This is a genomic window from Mesobacillus sp. QJM3NY_10 (assembly GCF_056173465.1).
The window spans coordinates 3,289,785-3,307,204 of record NZ_CM149675.1 but is presented as its reverse complement, the minus strand read 5'-3'; the positions used below and the strand labels follow the sequence as shown (position 1 = coordinate 3,307,204).

The 17,420-nt window shown below is 42.3% G+C and carries 20 protein-coding genes, 1 tRNA gene and 1 riboswitch; of the genes, 15 read left to right on the top strand and 6 right to left on the bottom strand.

Annotated features, from left to right (window positions below):
- Positions 1 to 149 precede the first annotated feature (149 nt).
- Positions 150 to 1,241, top strand: a complete 1,092-nt coding sequence (locus AC0VX7_RS16720; RefSeq protein ID WP_475425108.1) for a class I SAM-dependent methyltransferase — start codon at positions 150 to 152, stop codon at positions 1,239 to 1,241.
- Positions 1,242 to 1,308: 67 nt separating this feature from the next.
- Here the strand turns inward: AC0VX7_RS16720 and AC0VX7_RS16715 are convergent, their stop codons facing one another.
- Positions 1,309 to 1,554: a DUF2626 domain-containing protein gene (locus AC0VX7_RS16715; RefSeq protein WP_023627332.1), complete on the bottom strand. Its 246-nt coding sequence runs from the start codon at positions 1,552 to 1,554 to the stop codon at positions 1,309 to 1,311.
- A gap of 79 nt (positions 1,555 to 1,633) precedes the next feature.
- Entirely contained in the window at positions 1,634 to 2,335 is a 702-nt protein-coding gene (locus AC0VX7_RS16710; RefSeq protein ID WP_215036417.1) for a helix-turn-helix transcriptional regulator, read from the bottom strand.
- Between the two features lie 193 nt (positions 2,336 to 2,528).
- On the opposite strand from AC0VX7_RS16710, the gene AC0VX7_RS16705 reads away from it, so the two are divergent.
- Positions 2,529 to 2,882, top strand: a complete 354-nt coding sequence (locus AC0VX7_RS16705) for a Spx/MgsR family RNA polymerase-binding regulatory protein (RefSeq protein ID WP_475425107.1) — start codon at positions 2,529 to 2,531, stop codon at positions 2,880 to 2,882.
- A gap of 38 nt (positions 2,883 to 2,920) precedes the next feature.
- Here AC0VX7_RS16705 and AC0VX7_RS16700 read toward each other — a convergent pair.
- A tRNA-Gln gene (locus tag AC0VX7_RS16700) sits at positions 2,921 to 2,992 on the bottom strand.
- A 33-nt stretch (positions 2,993 to 3,025) separates the two neighbouring features.
- On the opposite strand from AC0VX7_RS16700, the gene comGA reads away from it, so the two are divergent.
- The 9 genes from comGA to AC0VX7_RS16655 are packed head-to-tail and all read left to right on the top strand — an operon-like array spanning position 3,026 to position 7,876.
- Positions 3,026 to 4,204, top strand: a complete 1,179-nt coding sequence (gene comGA / locus AC0VX7_RS16695; RefSeq protein WP_475425106.1) for a competence type IV pilus ATPase ComGA — start codon at positions 3,026 to 3,028, stop codon at positions 4,202 to 4,204.
- On the top strand, positions 4,191 to 5,222 hold the full coding sequence (comGB, locus tag AC0VX7_RS16690; RefSeq protein WP_475425105.1) for a competence type IV pilus assembly protein ComGB: 1,032 nt from the start codon (positions 4,191 to 4,193) through the stop codon (positions 5,220 to 5,222). Before comGA ends, comGB begins: the two co-directional genes overlap by 14 nt.
- 38 nt (positions 5,223 to 5,260) lie before the next feature.
- Positions 5,261 to 5,581 (top strand): competence type IV pilus major pilin ComGC, encoded by a 321-nt coding sequence (gene comGC / locus AC0VX7_RS16685; protein ID WP_475428184.1) that lies wholly within the window; start codon positions 5,261 to 5,263, stop codon positions 5,579 to 5,581.
- The gene (gene comGD, locus AC0VX7_RS16680; RefSeq protein WP_475425104.1) at positions 5,578 to 6,018 is read left to right on the top strand and encodes a competence type IV pilus minor pilin ComGD; all 441 of its coding nucleotides are present in this window, start codon (positions 5,578 to 5,580) and stop codon (positions 6,016 to 6,018) included. Before comGC ends, comGD begins: the two co-directional genes overlap by 4 nt.
- A complete protein-coding gene (locus AC0VX7_RS16675; protein ID WP_475425103.1) occupies positions 6,002 to 6,334 on the top strand; it encodes a hypothetical protein in 333 nt (110 codons plus the stop codon). Before comGD ends, AC0VX7_RS16675 begins: the two co-directional genes overlap by 17 nt.
- Positions 6,219 to 6,761, top strand: coding sequence for a competence type IV pilus minor pilin ComGF (gene comGF, locus AC0VX7_RS16670; RefSeq protein WP_475428183.1), 543 nt, complete (start codon positions 6,219 to 6,221; stop codon positions 6,759 to 6,761). The genes AC0VX7_RS16675 and comGF overlap by 116 nt, the downstream gene beginning before the upstream one ends.
- 59 nt (positions 6,762 to 6,820) lie before the next feature.
- Positions 6,821 to 7,132 (top strand): competence type IV pilus minor pilin ComGG, encoded by a 312-nt coding sequence (gene comGG, locus AC0VX7_RS16665; protein WP_475425102.1) that lies wholly within the window; start codon positions 6,821 to 6,823, stop codon positions 7,130 to 7,132.
- Between the two features lie 16 nt (positions 7,133 to 7,148).
- Positions 7,149 to 7,649, top strand: a complete 501-nt coding sequence (locus AC0VX7_RS16660; protein WP_475425101.1) for a shikimate kinase — start codon at positions 7,149 to 7,151, stop codon at positions 7,647 to 7,649.
- A gap of 41 nt (positions 7,650 to 7,690) precedes the next feature.
- A complete protein-coding gene (locus AC0VX7_RS16655; protein ID WP_023627343.1) occupies positions 7,691 to 7,876 on the top strand; it encodes a YqzE family protein in 186 nt (61 codons plus the stop codon).
- A 238-nt stretch (positions 7,877 to 8,114) separates the two neighbouring features.
- Here AC0VX7_RS16655 and AC0VX7_RS16650 read toward each other — a convergent pair whose 3' ends face one another.
- Together AC0VX7_RS16650 and AC0VX7_RS16645 are read right to left on the bottom strand one after the other, a co-directional pair.
- A complete protein-coding gene (locus AC0VX7_RS16650; RefSeq protein WP_475425100.1) occupies positions 8,115 to 8,903 on the bottom strand; it encodes a YqhG family protein in 789 nt (262 codons plus the stop codon).
- Positions 8,881 to 10,569 (bottom strand): DEAD/DEAH box helicase, encoded by a 1,689-nt coding sequence (locus AC0VX7_RS16645; RefSeq protein WP_475425099.1) that lies wholly within the window; start codon positions 10,567 to 10,569, stop codon positions 8,881 to 8,883. The genes AC0VX7_RS16650 and AC0VX7_RS16645 overlap by 23 nt, the downstream gene beginning before the upstream one ends.
- 174 nt (positions 10,570 to 10,743) lie before the next feature.
- Positions 10,744 to 10,832, top strand: a riboswitch (glycine riboswitch).
- A 221-nt stretch (positions 10,833 to 11,053) separates the two neighbouring features.
- Here AC0VX7_RS16645 and gcvT point away from each other — a divergent pair.
- The 3 genes from gcvT to gcvPB are packed head-to-tail and all read left to right on the top strand — an operon-like array spanning position 11,054 to position 14,985.
- Positions 11,054 to 12,160, top strand: coding sequence for a glycine cleavage system aminomethyltransferase GcvT (gcvT, locus tag AC0VX7_RS16640; RefSeq protein ID WP_475425098.1), 1,107 nt, complete (start codon positions 11,054 to 11,056; stop codon positions 12,158 to 12,160).
- A 22-nt stretch (positions 12,161 to 12,182) separates the two neighbouring features.
- Positions 12,183 to 13,529 (top strand): aminomethyl-transferring glycine dehydrogenase subunit GcvPA, encoded by a 1,347-nt coding sequence (gene gcvPA, locus AC0VX7_RS16635; RefSeq protein WP_475425097.1) that lies wholly within the window; start codon positions 12,183 to 12,185, stop codon positions 13,527 to 13,529.
- Complete coding sequence (gene gcvPB, locus AC0VX7_RS16630) at positions 13,522 to 14,985, top strand: aminomethyl-transferring glycine dehydrogenase subunit GcvPB (protein WP_475425096.1); 1,464 nt, start codon at positions 13,522 to 13,524, stop codon at positions 14,983 to 14,985. Before gcvPA ends, gcvPB begins: the two co-directional genes overlap by 8 nt.
- Positions 14,986 to 15,841: 856 nt before the next feature.
- On the opposite strand, the gene AC0VX7_RS16625 is transcribed toward gcvPB, so the two are convergent.
- Positions 15,842 to 16,162: a rhodanese-like domain-containing protein gene (locus tag AC0VX7_RS16625; protein ID WP_180321303.1), complete on the bottom strand. Its 321-nt coding sequence runs from the start codon at positions 16,160 to 16,162 to the stop codon at positions 15,842 to 15,844.
- A 235-nt stretch (positions 16,163 to 16,397) separates the two neighbouring features.
- On the opposite strand from AC0VX7_RS16625, the gene AC0VX7_RS16620 reads away from it, so the two are divergent.
- Positions 16,398 to 17,234 carry a lipoate--protein ligase family protein gene (locus tag AC0VX7_RS16620; RefSeq protein WP_475425095.1) on the top strand — a complete coding sequence of 279 codons (837 nt, stop codon included), beginning with the start codon at positions 16,398 to 16,400 and terminating at the stop codon, positions 17,232 to 17,234.
- Positions 17,235 to 17,420: the final 186 nt, after the last annotated feature.

Below are 17,420 nucleotides of genomic sequence, written 5' to 3'. Positions count from 1 at the left end.
GAACAAGGAAAGCCCTTCTCAAAGAGAAGGGCTTTCCTGGGGGATGTTCTATTCATATCATGGGAGGGGATATAGTTAAGCTACTACTAAAACAATATAATAACAAAAACACTATGTCAATAGTGAAAACTTTTTTTCAAGGAGTTATTATGAAAGAAATTATTAGACAGATTATTGACGCTTCCCCGGAAAAAATGATCTCATATGCTGAGTATATGGAACTTGCACTTTATCACCCGGAGGAAGGTTATTACATAAAGGAACGCCAAAAAATAGGGAAAGAAGGGGACTTTTATACAACCAGCAATGTATCAGATGTATTTGGCAGATTGATAGGCAAATGGTTTGCGAAACATTCTAGAAACCTTGGCCTGCCGCCATCTGTTTGTGAAATAGGAGCTGGGAATGGTCGGTTTGCACGCGCATTTATTCAGGGTTGGAAAGACTTGAATGATGAGAGGCTAACATACTGTATCGTTGAAGCCAGCCCTTATCATCGAAAGCTGCAGAAAGCGGAGTTGAACGGTCTAGAAGATGTTAAGATACTTTACGGTAGTACATTTGCAGATACAGGCATGAAAGAAGGGCTGATTTTTTCGAATGAATTATTTGACGCTTTCCCTGTCCATGTCGTCGAAAAAAGCGAGGGTATTGTGAGAGAAGTGTTCGTAGGCCATGAAAATGGACAACTAAACGAAATCATGGTTCCGGTCATGGATGATCGGATTACCGATTTTTTAAATGACCAAGAACTTGAACTGGCAGAAGGGCAAAGGATTGAGATCCCGCTTGCCTTTGAACCGTTCATTGAATCTATCTCTGATACCTTAACGAAAGGCCTCGTGGTGACTGTAGATTACGGATATACGAAAGAAGAATGGATGCACCCATCGCGCAGGCGCGGAAGCTTAAGGGGATATTACCAGCACCAGATGCATCATGACGTTTTGCAGCATCCGGGAAAGATGGATATTACCAGTCATGTGCATTTTGATGCCCTTAAAATAATCGGTGAAAAATACAGTCTGAACTTCGTACAAAAAATGAGGCAGGATGAGTTCCTTATGGCTGCTGGCATATTAGAAGAGCTTGCAGAACACAATGACCCCAATCCGTTTTCAGAAGCAAGTAAGCGGAATCGCGCGATCCGGAGTCTGATTTTGCCAGGGGGGATCAGCCAGTCCTTTGATGTCGTTGTTCAGGAAAAGGGTCTTGATCACACTAGTGGAAAATTATTTTAATATACGCGTGGAAAATAAAAAAAGCGATGTATAAACATCGCTTTTTTTATTTGAGCGTAACAATTGATCAATGTCCAGTTCCACCTAATGGCATCATAAATGTTGACCAGTAAGTAAACCCAGCAAAGAAAATCGTTAAGTATGCGCCGAAGACGTAAATGTACATACGCTCAGACAGTTTCAAGTAACTTAAAAGCAAGAAAAATCCAGTTTGACCAAAGAAAATCAAGGACGTCGTATACATGTCACCTAAGAAAAACATGACAGCAAAGATTCCCGTCCAGAATCCTAAAACTCTGTACATACGATCCAAAGATATCCCTCCTTTACCCTACAAGTCCATCACTATCATATTATAAAGTAAAGTGGAGTAAAAAGTAAACAAGGATTGATTATTGTGCAATAACAGCTTGATATGAACAAGAGTCACAGCCTGTGAACATGTTCTCTTTTTCGATCAGTTCGATCTCACCAAACAGTGATTCGAACATACCGCGCAAGAATTCATAATGCATATTGCACACTGTTTCTGTATGCTCCATTGCCACTTCCTTGAAAGGGCAGTTGAAGATCTGGAAGTAAATCTTAGTCTTTTCGCTGTTAGGTTCGAATTCAGGATAAAAACCAGCAAGAGTCGCAGCATTCTTGATTGAGTTTAGTTTATGCTCAAACGTCATTTCAGCTGACATATGTGAGTGTCGGGATACTTCTTGTTCAATCAGTTCTTCCCCGAAACGTTTTCCGGTCAAGTACAATGCTTTCTTTCCCGCTTCTCCCAGAGACATCATTGTTGTCATCGCGATTTTGGACAATAGCTGATAATCGCGGAATGGAAAGTGAAGCTGGATCACTTCATCGGACAGTCTGTACAGTCTGCTCGGACGTCCCCCTTTGCCAGTCTTTTTTGTTTCTGAAATCAGCATGTTCACATCTTCAAGTTTCGATAAGTGCAGCCTTGCCACATTTGGATGGATATCAAAATTGTCGGCGATTTCCTGTACGGTAACATCCTTATGTCTTTTTGTGATGTATTGATAAATATAATAACGCGTTGGGTCAGACAAAACACTTGTAATTTTTAATGTTTGCTCCACCTTAGTTCACCTCAGACCACTAATTTGCTTTCATTATAATACAGAGGAAAATAAGGTTTACACTGTTTACACTATATGTTTAGAAAATGTTCACAACTAAATGGCGAAATGATGACAAAATAGTATACAAATATTATACAAAAGTTATACAATGCGTATATAAGATAATTTTGATCGCCAGGAGGTTAACTTAATGGAAGAGCTGACGTTTTATTCATATCCAAGCTGTACTTCATGCCGTAAAACAAAAAAGTGGCTGATTTCAAACAGCGTGAAATTCAATGAACGTCACATGTTCAAAGATACTCCATCAAAAAATGAATTGCTGCAGATTTTATCGCTGACGACTGAAGGCTTTGATGAACTGCTTGCAACGAGGGGAGAAACTTATAAAAATTTGGGAGTAGATATGGAAGATCTGCCACTTTCAGAAGTAATCAAACTTGTCATTGAGGAACCGAAACTGCTTAGACGGCCGATCTTGACAAATGGCAAAAAGCTGATTGTTGGATTTAACCCAGATGCCTTGAAAAAAATCTCGAAATGACGAAAAAACGGAAGCATCTGCTTCCGTTTTTTCAGTAACTGGGCTAGCTGGATTCGAACCAACGCATGACGGAGTCAAAGTCCGTTGCCTTACCGCTTGGCTATAGCCCAATAATATGACTTGCTGACGTTACGGTAGTTATTATGAATAGAATTGTCACTTTTTATACACATTTAAGCCGGATTTTCCGCAGGAAACAAAAGGATTGTGGCGAAATCTCTTTTTATAACCAAAAAAGGTGGTGCATCCTTATTGTTAAATCAATTGAACAGCTAGCGGATAATGTCTTGAAAGATGCTTTAAGAAGTGGAGCGTCGGACATTCATATTATCCCTCGCGAGAAAGACACACTGATTAAATTCAGGCTTGGCAATCAGCTGCTTCCCCGGTACACGCTTGAACAAGCTGATTGTGAGCGACTCATTTCCCACTTCAAATTCACAGCTTCAATGGATATTGGTGAAAAAAGACGGCCTCAAAGTGGTGCTTTTACCTATCAGTATCAAGAAATGAAGATAGGCTTAAGAATCTCCACGCTTCCAGCTTACCAGAGCGAGAGTATGGTCATTCGTCTCCTTCCCGAACAAAACCAAACTCCTTCATACCAAATTTCATTATTCCCATCCACATCAAAAAAACTGATTTCCCTATTAAAACACGCACACGGCTTGATCATTTTTACTGGTCCAACTGGAAGCGGTAAAACGACAACATTATATTCCATGCTTTCTGAAACCTCGGATTTGGTGAATCGTAATGTCATTACGCTAGAAGATCCAATTGAAAAACCGAGTGATACAGTGCTGCAGGTCCAGGTCAATGAACGGGCCGGAATTTCATATTCTGCTGGACTGAAAGCAATCCTGCGGCATGATCCGGATATTATTATGGTTGGGGAAATACGGGATAAAGAGACGGCTGAAACGGCTATAAGAGCCTCGCTGACAGGACACTTGGTCCTGACGACAATGCATACGAGGGATGCCAGAGGAGCGATTTACAGGCTGATTGAATTCGGGATTAATTGGCTTGAGATTGAACAGACACTGATTGCAGTAACGGCACAGAGACTCGTTGAATTGACTTGCCCTTACTGCGAGGGGACTTGCTCGCCATTTTGCTTTTCATCAGGCAGCGGTAAAAGGGGAAATGTTTTCGAAATCCTTACGGGGAAGGATTTATCTGCGGTACTTAAGGAAGCAAGAGGGGAGCTCCAGAGCTATCATTATAAAACTCTCAAAGATGCAATTCGTAAAGGCATCGCCCTGGGGTTCATCAAGGAATCAGAATACCAGAGGTGGGTTCTCAATGATGGAGAGTAAGTGGCCTGTCGCTGAACAGGCCCGGTTCCTCAAAAGGAGCGGGGAACTGCTGTCGCGAGGTTATTCTTTGGCGGAAGCGATTGAATCCATGACTTTTTATTTGGAAAAGAAACGGAAAGAGGAGGTTAAAAGAAGCCTTGAAAAGCTGCGTGAGGGATTTCCCTTATATTTGATTCTTGCAGAATTGAAATTTAAAAAGGACCTGGTCAGCTATGTTTATTTTGCCGAGCAGCATGGTGGACTGGCTCGTACCTTAACAGAGGGCAGCGACATGGTCCTTAAGCGGGAAGCTGACTACCAGAGATTAAAAAGGCTTGCCGCATATCCAATATTTCTAGTATTGCTTACGTTCATTTTATTTTTTTTCGTGAATAGAATTTTACTGCCGAAATTCAATTCACTTTTTACAGACATGAACCTTGCCCCCAATATCTTTATGGAAACCATCGCGGCGGCAGCCAATATTCTTCCTTTCACACTCTATTTTCTTCTTAGTCTCACTACATTTCTTGCCTTATACTACATCATTAGCTTTAAGAACCTTCATCCACTCAAGCAAAAAATGAATCTTGTAAAGCTGCCGTTTGCTGGCAAATTTATCAGGCTTTTTTACTCACACTATTTCTCGGTTCAGTTAAGCTATTTGTTTTCTGGTGGCCTTTCAGTGCTTGCCGCATTGAAGGTGTTCGAGCAGAATCTCCATGAACCTTTTTCAAGGGAAATAGGAAAGGACTTGATTTCGAAGTTGGCTGCTGGGCAGGATTTTGACAGAGCTGTGGGAGAGTACCCGTTTTTTGAAGCTGAGCTGTCGAGGATCATCAGGCATGGACAAAAGAATGGCAAGTTGGACCAGGAGCTTTATTTTTACAGCAGGCACTGCCTGAAAGAACTCGAAGAAAAAACGGAAAAAGCGCTGAAAACAGTGCAGCCCATTTTGTACAGCTTCATTGGCCTGCTTGTCGTTGCACTGTATCTAGCCATCTTGTTGCCGATGTTCCAAATGATGAAAGGGATTTAATCATTTTCTTAATGCGAAATAATAAAGGAGAATACATGATGAAAAATCAAAAGGGTTTTACTTTAATAGAAATGATGATTGTTTTGCTCGTTATCTCCGTTCTTCTTATTATTACAGTCCCCAATATATCTTCACATAGTTCTAATATCAATACCAAAGGCTGCGAGGCTTATATGAAGATGGTCGAGGCACAGGTACAGGCGTACAAAATAGATGAAAATGAGACTCCTACCATTGAGCTCCTCAAGACGGGAGGTTACTTAAAGGATAAAGATGCCGCTTGTCCAGATGGAACCCTAATAGAAATTGTAGATGGTGTGGTGCAGAAGAAGTCGGCTAGCACCGACTCTGGCTCATGAACCACTCTGGCGGTTTTACAATGGTCGAAATGCTGATTGTGCTTTCAGCCTTCCTGATGCTTTCCCTCACATCAGCCTTCGTGTTTTCACCGCATAAGGACATGCTTGAGAAGGATCTTTTCTTTTCACAATTAAAATCCGACCTTCTATACAGCCAGCAATATGCGATTTCCCATCAAGAAACAATTACTGTCCATATCATGCCGGAAAATAATTATTACTATATCCGCGGAACGGATTATGCTGCTCCGTATTTGGCCCAGAGACATTATTCATCCGAAATCAAGGTGAAAAAAGGGACGATGAATCTATTATTTCACTACATGCCGGATGGGAACATTGATAGCTTCGGGTCTATATATGTCACTGCAGGTTCGAAAAAATACAAGTTGATGATCCAGATTGGAAAGGGCAGGTTCTATGTTTTGGAGGAATGATGGATTTTTTCTCAGTGAAATGCTGCTATCTCTGGCTGCGTTTTTAATGGGTAGTGCAATATTGCTTCCGATTGCCATTCATGTCATCAACCAGACAGTGGAGTCTGAAAAAAAGGCAACAGCCATCAATTTGTTATATGACGAACTGATGTATGTAAAAATTACAGGAACTGATTCCGGCAGAAGATTCATTGAACAAAATGGAGACAAGTATGAAGTCGTGGTCACCAAGATTGAGGAAGATTCTTCATGGGAGGTTTGTATTCATTATGATATCGCTCGGGAAAAATATGAAAAATGTGCTGCCTCTGAGTGAACGAGGCTTCACCATGGTGGAGATGCTTTTATCTGTTCTGCTCTTTTTGCTGATCGCCTCGATGCTGCCGTTAGGTATGAAAATTATCCTTGATCACCGTGTTGCTGATACTGTAGTGAGGAGGATGGAGTGGGAGGTCTTCAACAGTCAGGTAAAAAAGGAAATCCGATCAGCACAACAGTTGACTGTCCAAACTGACAAGCTTTTGATGAAGGTCGATGGACAATTCATTCTTTATGAAAAATATGCTTCAAGCATGCGGAGAAGGGTGAATTACCAGGGGCATGAAATCTTGGTGCAAAATCTATCAAGCTTCAGCTTTGGCAAGATAGCTGATGGTGTAGAGATAAAAGCTAAGGATGTACAAGGAAAGGATTATTCGGTTAGGATCCACCAATTTTATCAAACCGGGGGTGTGGAGCCATAAATCAAAAAGGTTTTGTTTATCCGCTATCAATGATCTTTTTGCTCCTGATTTCATTTTATTTGCTGATACTGACAGAGAATTATCTAGCAGGGAAAAGATTTGCGAAAGAAACAGAGACGATACGGCTGCAAGAATACTATATGCTTTGTTCGGTCAAACAGGCTGAGGCCATGCTGCGGTATGGATTTTTTCCAGCTTCAGGAATTATGAACTATGAGTTTGGAAATGTTACATTTCAAAAACAAGCTCTATCAGGAAGTGTGGAGGAAGTGACCTTTAATCTAAAGCTTGACAGTGGGGAGAAAGCTCTTGGAATTGGCCAATATGACAAGGTTACTGGTGCGATGGTAAGATGGAGAGAAAAGAACTGACGGGTGATTAAGAGATATGGAAACTATATATTTAATTGGATTCATGGGGTCTGGCAAGACTACCGTATCACAGGAATTGGCCGAAAAGCTGGAAATAGCTGTATACGACACAGACCGGGAGATTGTCAAGTTGGCCGGTAAGACTATAAATGAAATTTTTGCAATTGATGGTGAAGAGAAATTCCGTCATCTGGAGTCTGAAGTTTTACATTCTATGCCTTTAGGTGATGCCGTTATTTCCACTGGAGGAGGAATTATTGGCTCGGAAAAGAACAGATTGTTCTTAAAAGGAAAAATGAATGTGGTCTTCCTGAATGCGGATTTCAGCACCATTAGGGAGAGGCTGAAAGATGACGATACGAGGCCGTTATTAAGTCAAGACAATATGGAAGCTGCTGAAAAACTGTACAACCTCAGGCTTCCATTATATCGAGAGGCGGCAAATATTGAGGTCGATGCATCTGGTAAATCAGTTTCAATAATCACAGATGAAATCATCCAGCGTATGAAAAAGTAAGTCATGGTTATACTTGTTAACGTATGAAGGATGGTGTAACCATGAAAACAAATGATTATGTTAAATACCTTACCCAGACTGTTGTGAAATATATTGACCAACCGAAGGAAGAGCGCAGGAAGATGAAACAGGCCAAAAAAGAAGCAGAAGCTACCTTTTTGTTCAGGTGGTTTGGCATCCTGCCGTTCATGTTGATGTCGAGCATAAAAAAGAAAAAGAACAAATAATTGGAAAGCCCGGCTAAAGCGATAGCCGGGTTTGTTTTTGTTGTATAGGAAAATATAAAATCATTTTTGTTGTGTGGATAACAACATGTGGGTGTCTTAATCCAGCTCCAGCGCCTAGCCCCTCGAGACGCTTCGATCCTGCCAATGAAGTCAAAGAACGACTTCACTGTCAGGCCCTCCAGCGCTTGTCGGGGCTGAACGAGGCGCTTGCGCTTTTTGTTCTTTGCAGAGGAATTACTCATAAAGCATTTTCTGTTAAATAAAATAATCCGCCGTTGACGATTTCTATATTTACCTTCGGTTCATATTGCTCCTGTAAGGCAGCTTTTTCGGTTTTAAAGCTATCAGACTCTTCTTCCTCGTCTTCATAAAAGTGATGGAGCAATGCCAGGTCCTTCTGCCAGCGTTTTCTTGCCTCTTCTGCCCAGGTATGATCCTCTTGCTCTACCCTTGTTGTCAAAAAAGACTGAATCCTGTTTACACCGCTTTTTGGCTTTATTAATGGAGAAAGAGTATAAGCATAATCCGGAATTTTTGAATTCAGCGGCAGCTTCAATATTTTGTCATGAAAGTCTTCTACCATCATTCCGTTGATCAGCTGCAGGCCGACCGAATGGAAAACATCCCGCTTCCTGTCACATTGATACGATATTTTCATATTCAACCCTATCCAAGGTATAAGCGGTGTCTGTGTAGGATATTGGTTATTTTGATATAACCGTATATATCCGGCAAGATTTTTTGTCGATGCAAAGATTTGATGAAGGCGAGGTGACCCAAAGTGGATGACCTCACCTTTGATATCGTCTGGTGCCTTCTGTTTATTGGTAATGAAGGTCAGCTTCATTGGATTGGGAACGCCGCCGGTTTTCTCTAGGTAATGCCAGTAAAACGGGCGGTTCATCAATTCCTTGTCTAGATCAACAGTTAACTGGACGGTCATATACCCTTTGTCATTCTCCATTAATTCACAGTTATTTGCGGTAAAATATTTATCGAGAAAATTATGGATTTCCTGTTGCTGCACGCTGATTTCCCTCCTTCATTTCCTCTGCGAACTGGATCATCGATGTCAGGTTTTCCATCTTGATCCGAATCTCACCTTCAGAAGTTGATTTTCCGAAAATATCGGTCAAATGATCTTCGATATTGCCAAATTCCATTTTCGTGAGAATATCATCAAGTTCACCGATGACTTTTTCAAACAGGTTGATTTTTTCGTATAGCAGTTTCAAGACATGTTCTTCAACCGTATCTTTTGTCGCGAAATTATATATTTTTACATCTTTCTCCTGCCCAAGGCGATGAATCCTCCCAATTCTTTGTTCGAGTCTCATCGGATTCCAGGGAAGATCAAAGTTGATGATGTGGCTGCAGAATTGCAGGTTGATTCCTTCACCGCCAGCTTCTGTTGCGATCAGAACCTGGACATTCTTCTGGAATAACTCCCTCATCCAATCTTTTTTGCCGCGTTTGAATCCTCCTCGAAAGGGAACAGAAGTGATGCCATGCTGCTTCAAAAACCATTGAAGGTATAGCTGAGTGGCCCTGTATTCGGTAAAAATGATCACTTTGTCATCAATCTGCTTTATTAATTCAAGCGCTTTTTCGGCTTTAGAATTCTTCGTTACGGCCTCTACTCGTTTGATCAGCTGGGCGATAGTATTCTGGAAACCGACAGAGGGGTTTTCCTGCTTTTGTAGCATATTTCTGAGTGTATAGAAAACGGCTTCCCGGCTGCTGCAAGCTTCCCGTTGAAGTGTCATTAACGAGAATTGGCTGGAGCTGAGACCGGCTTCTGAACCTCTTAATGATTGAACCGAATCGTACAGTGCACGTTCTTCTTCGGAGAAGTGGATAGGAATGGTCTCTACATGGCGTTTAGTCCATTCGATTCCCGTATCAGAGCGCCTGTTGCGGATCATCACTTTATTGACCAGTTCCCTAAGGTGTTCATCATCATTAACAGATCTGGCATCCTTCTTATACATATCATAGAACACCGATTCACTGCCCAGATGTCCTGGTTTTAAGAGTGAAACGAGATTGAAAATTTCTTCAATTCGGTTTTGTATCGGTGTCGCTGTCAGCAGAAGACAAAATCTCTTCTTAAGATTTTGGACAAATTCATAGTTTTTTGTTTTGTTATTTTTTAGCTTGTGAGCTTCATCGATAATGATAAGGTCATAATTTAAGTTGTTGATGATATCCTTGTGTGGCGCCCGTTTCGCCGTGTCGATTGAAGATACGACAACATCACACTGCTCCCATACATAACTTTTCTTCTGGGCAATGGCGGGGATATGGAATTTTGTATTCAGCTCCATGGCCCACTGTGAGACAAGGGATGCAGGAACAAGGATCAATACTTTTTTGACCAGACCCCGGATCATGTATTCTTTTAAAATCAATCCAGCCTCGATTGTTTTTCCCAGACCAACTTCATCAGCCAGTATTGCTTTTCCGTTCATGTTCTCAACGACCTGCTTCGCTACCTCCAGCTGATGTGGCAAAGGAGTGAGTTCTGGCAGATGCGCCGGTGCCTGAAGTCCCTCGAATTCCGGGATAATAGTATGCTTTTCTATCTCAACGGCAAGCTTATAGAGCTCCCAATTTCCCCATGGGCCGTCATTCTCAATTCTTTCAGCCATCTCGTCCTGCCAAGAAGAATCAAAGTTAATTTGAACGGTCATTTTATCCACCTCTTTTAAAGTATAAATATATTGCCGAAATTGGCTCTCTAATGGTAGGATGAAGTTAGCTTTTGAATGTTTTGAAATTTGTCATTTTATAGTCTTAAATAGTCAGTTTACAGACATGTGTAATAACGTCTAGCATGCCCAATTGTGAAAATAATATAAATGCGGATGACAACAAGGGGAGAGACTACTTACGTAGCGCCGAAGGAGCAAGCAAACTTTGTGAATCTCTCAGGCAAAAGAACTCTTGTTTGACGCATCTCTGGAGAGCGCTTTATTAGTGGGAGCCACCAAAGGGGAAAGCCTTAACAGGTAAACTTTCAGGTGAAAGGACAGAGACCTTCTCAGAATCAGAGGGGGTACTCTGTCCTTTTTTATGGCTTCATTGACGTTGGGGGAACCAGTACCAATTCTGGCTGAATCTAAAACGCGTTTTGTAAACTGATTTTTTTAGCTATAGGACGAAGGGGGATACATAATGACTGAGTTAAAACGAACACCGCTATTTGAAGTGTACAAGGAATACGGTGGGAAGACGGTTGATTTTGGAGGCTGGGAGCTTCCGGTCCAATTTTCAAGCATCAAGGAAGAGCATGAAGCAGTTAGGACAAAAGCTGGTCTATTCGATGTTTCCCATATGGGAGAAATCGAGGTGAAAGGCCCCGATAGTCTGGACTATCTACAAAAGATGATGACGAATGATGTTTCAAAACTTAAAAATGGCGGAGCCCAATATACAGCAATGTGTTACGAGACCGGTGGTACTGTCGATGATTTGTTAATTTATAAACTCGAGGATGAGCATTATCTTCTTGTTGTGAATGCTTCCAATATCGAAAAAGACTTCGATTGGCTGCAGGACCATCTTGAAGGCAATGTAAAAATCGAGAACCTGTCAGAAGGCATGGCACAGCTTGCGCTACAGGGACCACTTGCTGAGGGAGTCCTTCAAAAGCTTGCGAAAGGTCATGAACTAAGCTCAATCGGGTTCTTCAAGTTCAGTGAGGAAGTTGACTTGAACGGCAAGAAAGCGCTTGTATCACGCACTGGATACACAGGCGAGGATGGATTCGAAATTTACTGCGATTCAAAGGATGCTGTGAGCCTATGGAATGAAGTCCTTGAAGCAGGCAAAGAAGAGGGAGTCATCCCATGTGGTCTTGGTGCCAGGGATACACTCCGTTTTGAAGCAAATCTGGCATTATACGGCCAGGAGCTTTCATCTGAAATCAGCCCGCTTGAAGCTGGAATAGGCTTTGCTGTAAAGCTAAATAAGGAAGCTGATTTCATTGGAAAAGAAGCGCTTAAACAGCAAAAAGAAAATGGTCTGCCTAGGAAGCTTGTAGGTATAGAAATGATCGACAGGGGAATCCCGCGCCATGGTTATCCCGTTTACAAAGGTGATACTCAGATTGGCGAAGTCACGACTGGCACGCAATCCCCGACGCTCAAGAAAAATATCGGTCTTGCACTAATTGATGCAAAAGAAACTGAGTTAGGTAATGAAGTGGAAGTTGAAATCCGCGGAAAACGCTTAAAAGCTGCTGTTTCAGCTACACCTTTTTATAAAAGAGATAAAAAGTAAAAGCCGGAGAGGGGAAAAAGTTATGAAGCATCGCTATTTACCGCTGACTGAAAGTGATAAAAACGCAATGTTGGAAAGCATCGGCGTTTCATCGATCGATGAATTGTTCAGCGATATTCCTGAAAAAGTCCGTTTTGCCGGAGAATACAACATCAAACCAGCCAAGTCTGAAACAGCTCTTATGAAAGAACTGACAAAGATGGCTGCGAAAAATGCCGATTTGAAAATGAATACTTCATTTATCGGTGCTGGTGTATATGATCATTACATTCCAGTAATTGTTGACCATGTTCTTTCACGCTCAGAGTTTTACACTGCTTATACACCTTATCAGCCTGAGATTTCACAGGGTGAACTTCAGGCAATCTTTGAATTCCAGACGATGATCTGTGAATTGACTGGCATGGAAGTAGCGAATTCATCCATGTATGACGGTGGCACAGCTCTTGCTGAAGCTGCGATGCTTAGTGCAGGCCATACAAGACGTAAGAAAGTCTTGATTTCAAGTGCTGTCCATCCTGAATACAAGGATGTCGTAAAATCATACGCCAAAGGTCAATATATTGACGTTGTGGAAGTACCCCACAAGGATGGAGTAACTGACCTTGAAGCACTGAAGGATATGGCAAGTGAAGAAGTAGCTGCTGTCATCGTTCAGTATCCAAACTTCTTCGGCAGCATTGAATCAATGAAGGAAATCGAAGCAATCGCACATGAAAATAAATCATTGTTCGTTGTATCAAGCAACCCGCTTGCACTTGGAGCATTGACGCCTCCAGGGAAGTTCGGTGCTGATATCGTAACTGGAGACGCCCAGCCTTTCGGAATCCCGACAGCATTCGGCGGCCCTCACTGTGGATACTTCGCTGTATCTGGAAAACTCATGAGAAAGGTTCCAGGCAGACTAGTCGGCCAGACGAAGGATGACCAGGGACGCCGCGGATTCGTATTGACGCTTCAGGCGAGAGAACAGCATATCCGCCGTGACAAAGCGACTTCCAACATCTGTTCGAACCAGGCATTGAATGCACTTGCTGCCTCAGTAGCTATGACCGCTCTTGGCAAAAAAGGCGTTCGTGAAATGGCTGTGGCCAATATCCAAAAAGCTCATTATGCGAAAAAGACTTTTAAAGAGAATGGCTTCGAAATCGCATTTGAAGGACCTACTTTCAATGAGTTCGTCGTCAAGCTGAATAAGCCGGTTAAAGAAGTGAACCAAAAGCTTCTTGAAAAAGGCATTATCGGCGGCTATGATCTTGGACGTGATGATTCCAACCTCGAAAAACATATGCTTGTTGCGATAACTGAATTAAGAACAAAAGAAGAAATCGATACGTTTGTAAAGGAAATGGGGGATATCAATGCATAAGGAAGATCAGCCACTCATTTTTGAATTAAGCACACCGGGCCGTGTCGGCTACAGCCTGCCGGAAATGGATGTTCCAGAAGCAGACTTAACCGAGCTTTTGCCAGAAGGATTCCTTCGTGAAGAAGAACCAGAACTTCCTGAGGCTTCCGAGCTTGATATCATGCGCCATTACACTGCACTATCCAAGCGCAATCACGGCGTTGATTCCGGGTTCTATCCGCTGGGATCATGTACGATGAAATACAATCCGAAGATGAATGAAAATGTTGCCCGCTTCAATGGTTTTGCACATTTGCATCCATTGCAGGATGAAAGTTCAGTCCAGGGTGCTCTTGAATTGATGTACGACCTGCAGGAACACCTGATTGAAATCACTGGCATGGACGAGGCGACTCTCCAGCCGGCAGCCGGTGCACACGGCGAGTGGACGGGCTTGATGATGATCCGTGCTTATCACGAAGCAAATGGTGACGACAAGCGTACGAAGGTAATCGTTCCTGACTCCGCTCACGGAACAAACCCAGCATCCGCAACAGTAGCTGGTTTTGAAACGATCACTGTAAAATCAGATGAAAACGGTCTGGTTGATTTGGAAGACTTGAAGAAGGTTGTCGGTGAAGATACAGCGGCATTAATGCTGACTAACCCGAACACTCTTGGTCTATTCGAAGAAAATATCCTTGAAATGGCTGAAATCGTCCACAGCGCAGGTGGAAAGCTTTACTATGATGGAGCAAACCTGAACGCTGTTATGTCCAAGGCACGACCTGGCGATATGGGCTTTGATGTGGTTCACTTGAACCTTCATAAGACATTCACAGGACCACATGGCGGCGGCGGACCAGGTTCTGGTCCAGTCGGTGTAAAAGCAGACTTGATTCCATTCCTGCCAAAGCCAATCGTGACAAAGCAGGATGGCGTTTATAAGTTTGATTACGACCGCCCGCAGTCAATCGGAAGGGTTAAGCCTTTCTATGGCAACTTCGGTATCAACGTACGTGCCTACACGTACATTCGCACTATGGGTCCAGATGGCTTGAAGGCTGTTACTGAGTATGCTGTGCTGAATGCGAACTATATGATGAGAAAGCTTGCAGAGTATTATGACCTGCCATTCAACAGGCACTGCAAGCACGAATTCGTCCTAAGCGGCAAACGCCAGAAGAAGCTTGGCGTCCGCACATTGGATATCGCCAAACGCCTGCTTGATTTCGGCTATCATCCGCCGACAATCTACTTCCCATTGAATGTGGAAGAGGCAATCATGATCGAGCCAACAGAAACTGAATCCAAGGAAACTCTTGATGCGTTCATCGACGCGATGATTCAGATCGCCAAGGAAGCAGAAGAGAATCCAGAGATCGTACAGGAAGCCCCACACTCCACAGTGGTAGGCCGAATGGATGAAACAACAGCTGCAAGGAAGCCGATTTTGCGCTACCAGAAAGCGGAATAGAAACGAAACGATAGAAGTCCTGCCATTTGTTATTGGCAGGGCTTTGTTTTGTATTGATGCTGTTAGTGTACGTATCCTAGAAGACTTCGGACAAAACTAAGAGGAAGAGCTGTGATTTTGTCCGAACCTGTTGTGACTTCGGACAAAACTAATAGGAAGAGCTGAGATTTTGTCCGAACCTGTTGTGACTTCGGACAAAACTAAAAGGAAGAGCTGAGATTTTGTCCGAACCTGGTGTGACTTCGGACAAAACTAAAAGGAAGAGCTGAGATTTTGTCCGAACCTGTTGTGACTTCGGACAAAACTAAGAGTAAGAGCTGTGATTTTGTCCGAACCTGTTGTGACTTCGGACAAAACTAAAAGGAAGAGCTGAGATTTTGTCCGAACCTGTTGTGACTTCGGACAAAACTAAGAGTAAGAGCTGAGATTTTGTCCGAACCTGTTGTGACTTCGGACAAAACTAAGGGGAAGAGCTGTGATTTTGTCCGAACCTGTTGTGACTTCGGACAACAACTAGAGGACAAGCAGAGGTTTTGTCTGAACCTGATGTGACTTCGGACAAAACTAAGGGGAAGAGCTGAGATTTTGTCCGAACCTGTTGTGACTTCGGACAAAACTAAGAGGAAGAGTTGAGATTTTGTCCGAACCTGTTGTGACTTCGGACAACAACTAGAGGACAAGCAGAGATTTTGTCTGAACCTGATGTGACTTCGGACAAAACCAGGTGGATAAGCAGAGGTTTTGTCCGAACCTAGCATGAATTTTGTCTCTGGACTATTCAATATTACGGATTTCTAAGAAAAAACACTAAACCCCCCAGCAATCCTGCTGAGGGGTAATTTTATGGGATTATTGCTTATTTAGCTTTGACTTTGCCGCCCCATTTTTTGAATCCGCCTTGTAGATGATTCAAGTCCTTATAGCCTTTTTTATAAAGCAGCTGTGCAGCACGTCCGCTGCGGGATCCGCTTTGGCAGTAAAGGTAGACTGGCTTGTCCGGTCTGATTTCCTTCAGGCGTGTCTTAAGCTGGGTAAGCGGGATATTTCTGGCGCCTAAAATGTGTCCACCAGCGAATTCATTCGGTTCACGGACATCAATTAACTGGGCTTTACGATACCCTGCAATAAATTCTTCCTCTGTCAGGGTCTTGAGGATTTTCTTCTGGCGGAAATACATAAACACAGAGTAAAGAATAACCGCAACTGTTAGGACGATTAAAAAGATAAGTGTATCCAAAACATATTTCTCCTTTCAAGCTTAGCTGAGCCACTTTTAATTATATAAGCCTTCATGTCAGAGAGCAAAGGAAATTACTAAATTTCTTTAAATCAACTTGCTTTGCTTTTGAAATTTATTTTGTTAGACTAAAAAAATCTTAGCTTTAAACTATTTTAAATGGGGTAAAAATTGTATGAATAAAGAGGTATGGGGATTTATTGATTCAGGAGACTGTTCACCTTCTTTTAACATGGCGTTGGATGAGGCCTTGCTTGATTGGCATGGTGCAGGAAAAATTCCTCCAGTGGTCCGTTTTTATGGTTGGAGTCCGGCGACACTCTCAGTGGGTTATTTTCAAAAGATCGAAAGAGAAATTGATATGGAGGCTGTGAAGCAGCACGGTCTTGGTTTTGTAAGAAGACCTACTGGAGGCAGGGGCGTTCTGCATGAACATGAACTTACATACAGCGTAATCGTAACTGAAGAACACCCAGAAATGCCAAAAACGGTAACAGAAGCATACCGGGTGATATCAGAAGGGATTTTACAAGGGTTCCAGAAGTTAGGGCTGGAAGCTTATTTTGCTGTACCGAAAACTTCTTCTGAAAAAGAAGCATTAAAAAACCCGCGGTCGGCAGTTTGTTTCGATGCACCAAGCTGGTATGAGCTTGTTGTTGAGGGACGAAAAGTGGCAGGCAGCGCACAGACCCGGCAAAAAGGGGTTATCCTTCAGCATGGTTCTATTTTGCTTGATTTAGATGAGGATAAGCTTTTTAGTTTATTCAAGTATCCGAATGACCGAGTTAAGGAGAGAATGCAGAAGGCCTTTAAAACAAAAGCTGTTGCCATTAATGAGATCAGCAACCGCAAGATTAATCTTGAAGAAGCGAAGAAAGCATTCAAGGAAGGTTTTGAAGATGGCTTGGGAATTATTTTGGAGCCATACACATTAAGTGAAGATGAATTGGATTATGTAAATACACTGGCCAAAAATAAGTACGAATCTGATGAGTGGAATTTTAAAAGATAAAAATATTTAAAAGCGGATTTTCCGCTTTTTTTGTTTGTATCCAGTATTTTCTAGGCTCTGAGGATTTATAAAAAAGTGCAACCCTCAAAATTTGTTGTTTTTTATCATTTACTGGAGATATTCTATCTTTCTCTCTTTATATCTCTATTTTTTAATAGTTTTCATGTTTGACAAAAACACTATCCT

What these genes read in the sequence shown, in the direction of transcription:
- gcvPB (WP_475425096.1), top strand. Translation starts at nt 13,522, where the DNA reads ATGCATAAGGAAGATCAGCCACTCATTTTTGAATTAAGCACACCGGGC.
- AC0VX7_RS16655 (WP_023627343.1), top strand. Translation starts at nt 7,691, where the DNA reads ATGAAAACAAATGATTATGTTAAATACCTTACCCAGACTGTTGTGAAA.
- AC0VX7_RS16705 (WP_475425107.1), top strand. Translation starts at nt 2,529, where the DNA reads ATGGAAGAGCTGACGTTTTATTCATATCCAAGCTGTACTTCATGCCGT.
- comGF (WP_475428183.1), top strand. Translation starts at nt 6,219, where the DNA reads ATGGAGACAAGTATGAAGTCGTGGTCACCAAGATTGAGGAAGATTCTT.
- AC0VX7_RS16645 (WP_475425099.1), bottom strand. Translation starts at nt 10,569, where the DNA reads ATGACCGTTCAAATTAACTTTGATTCTTCTTGGCAGGACGAGATGGCT.
- AC0VX7_RS16625 (WP_180321303.1), bottom strand. Translation starts at nt 16,162, where the DNA reads ATGTATTTCCGCCAGAAGAAAATCCTCAAGACCCTGACAGAGGAAGAA.
- AC0VX7_RS16620 (WP_475425095.1), top strand. Translation starts at nt 16,398, where the DNA reads ATGAATAAAGAGGTATGGGGATTTATTGATTCAGGAGACTGTTCACCT.
- gcvT (WP_475425098.1), top strand. Translation starts at nt 11,054, where the DNA reads ATGACTGAGTTAAAACGAACACCGCTATTTGAAGTGTACAAGGAATAC.
- comGD (WP_475425104.1), top strand. Translation starts at nt 5,578, where the DNA reads ATGAACCACTCTGGCGGTTTTACAATGGTCGAAATGCTGATTGTGCTT.
- AC0VX7_RS16720 (WP_475425108.1), top strand. Translation starts at nt 150, where the DNA reads ATGAAAGAAATTATTAGACAGATTATTGACGCTTCCCCGGAAAAAATG.
- comGC (WP_475428184.1), top strand. Translation starts at nt 5,261, where the DNA reads ATGAAAAATCAAAAGGGTTTTACTTTAATAGAAATGATGATTGTTTTG.
- gcvPA (WP_475425097.1), top strand. Translation starts at nt 12,183, where the DNA reads ATGAAGCATCGCTATTTACCGCTGACTGAAAGTGATAAAAACGCAATG.
- AC0VX7_RS16660 (WP_475425101.1), top strand. Translation starts at nt 7,149, where the DNA reads ATGGAAACTATATATTTAATTGGATTCATGGGGTCTGGCAAGACTACC.
- comGA (WP_475425106.1), top strand. Translation starts at nt 3,026, where the DNA reads ATGAATAGAATTGTCACTTTTTATACACATTTAAGCCGGATTTTCCGC.
- AC0VX7_RS16675 (WP_475425103.1), top strand. Translation starts at nt 6,002, where the DNA reads ATGTTTTGGAGGAATGATGGATTTTTTCTCAGTGAAATGCTGCTATCT.
- comGB (WP_475425105.1), top strand. Translation starts at nt 4,191, where the DNA reads ATGATGGAGAGTAAGTGGCCTGTCGCTGAACAGGCCCGGTTCCTCAAA.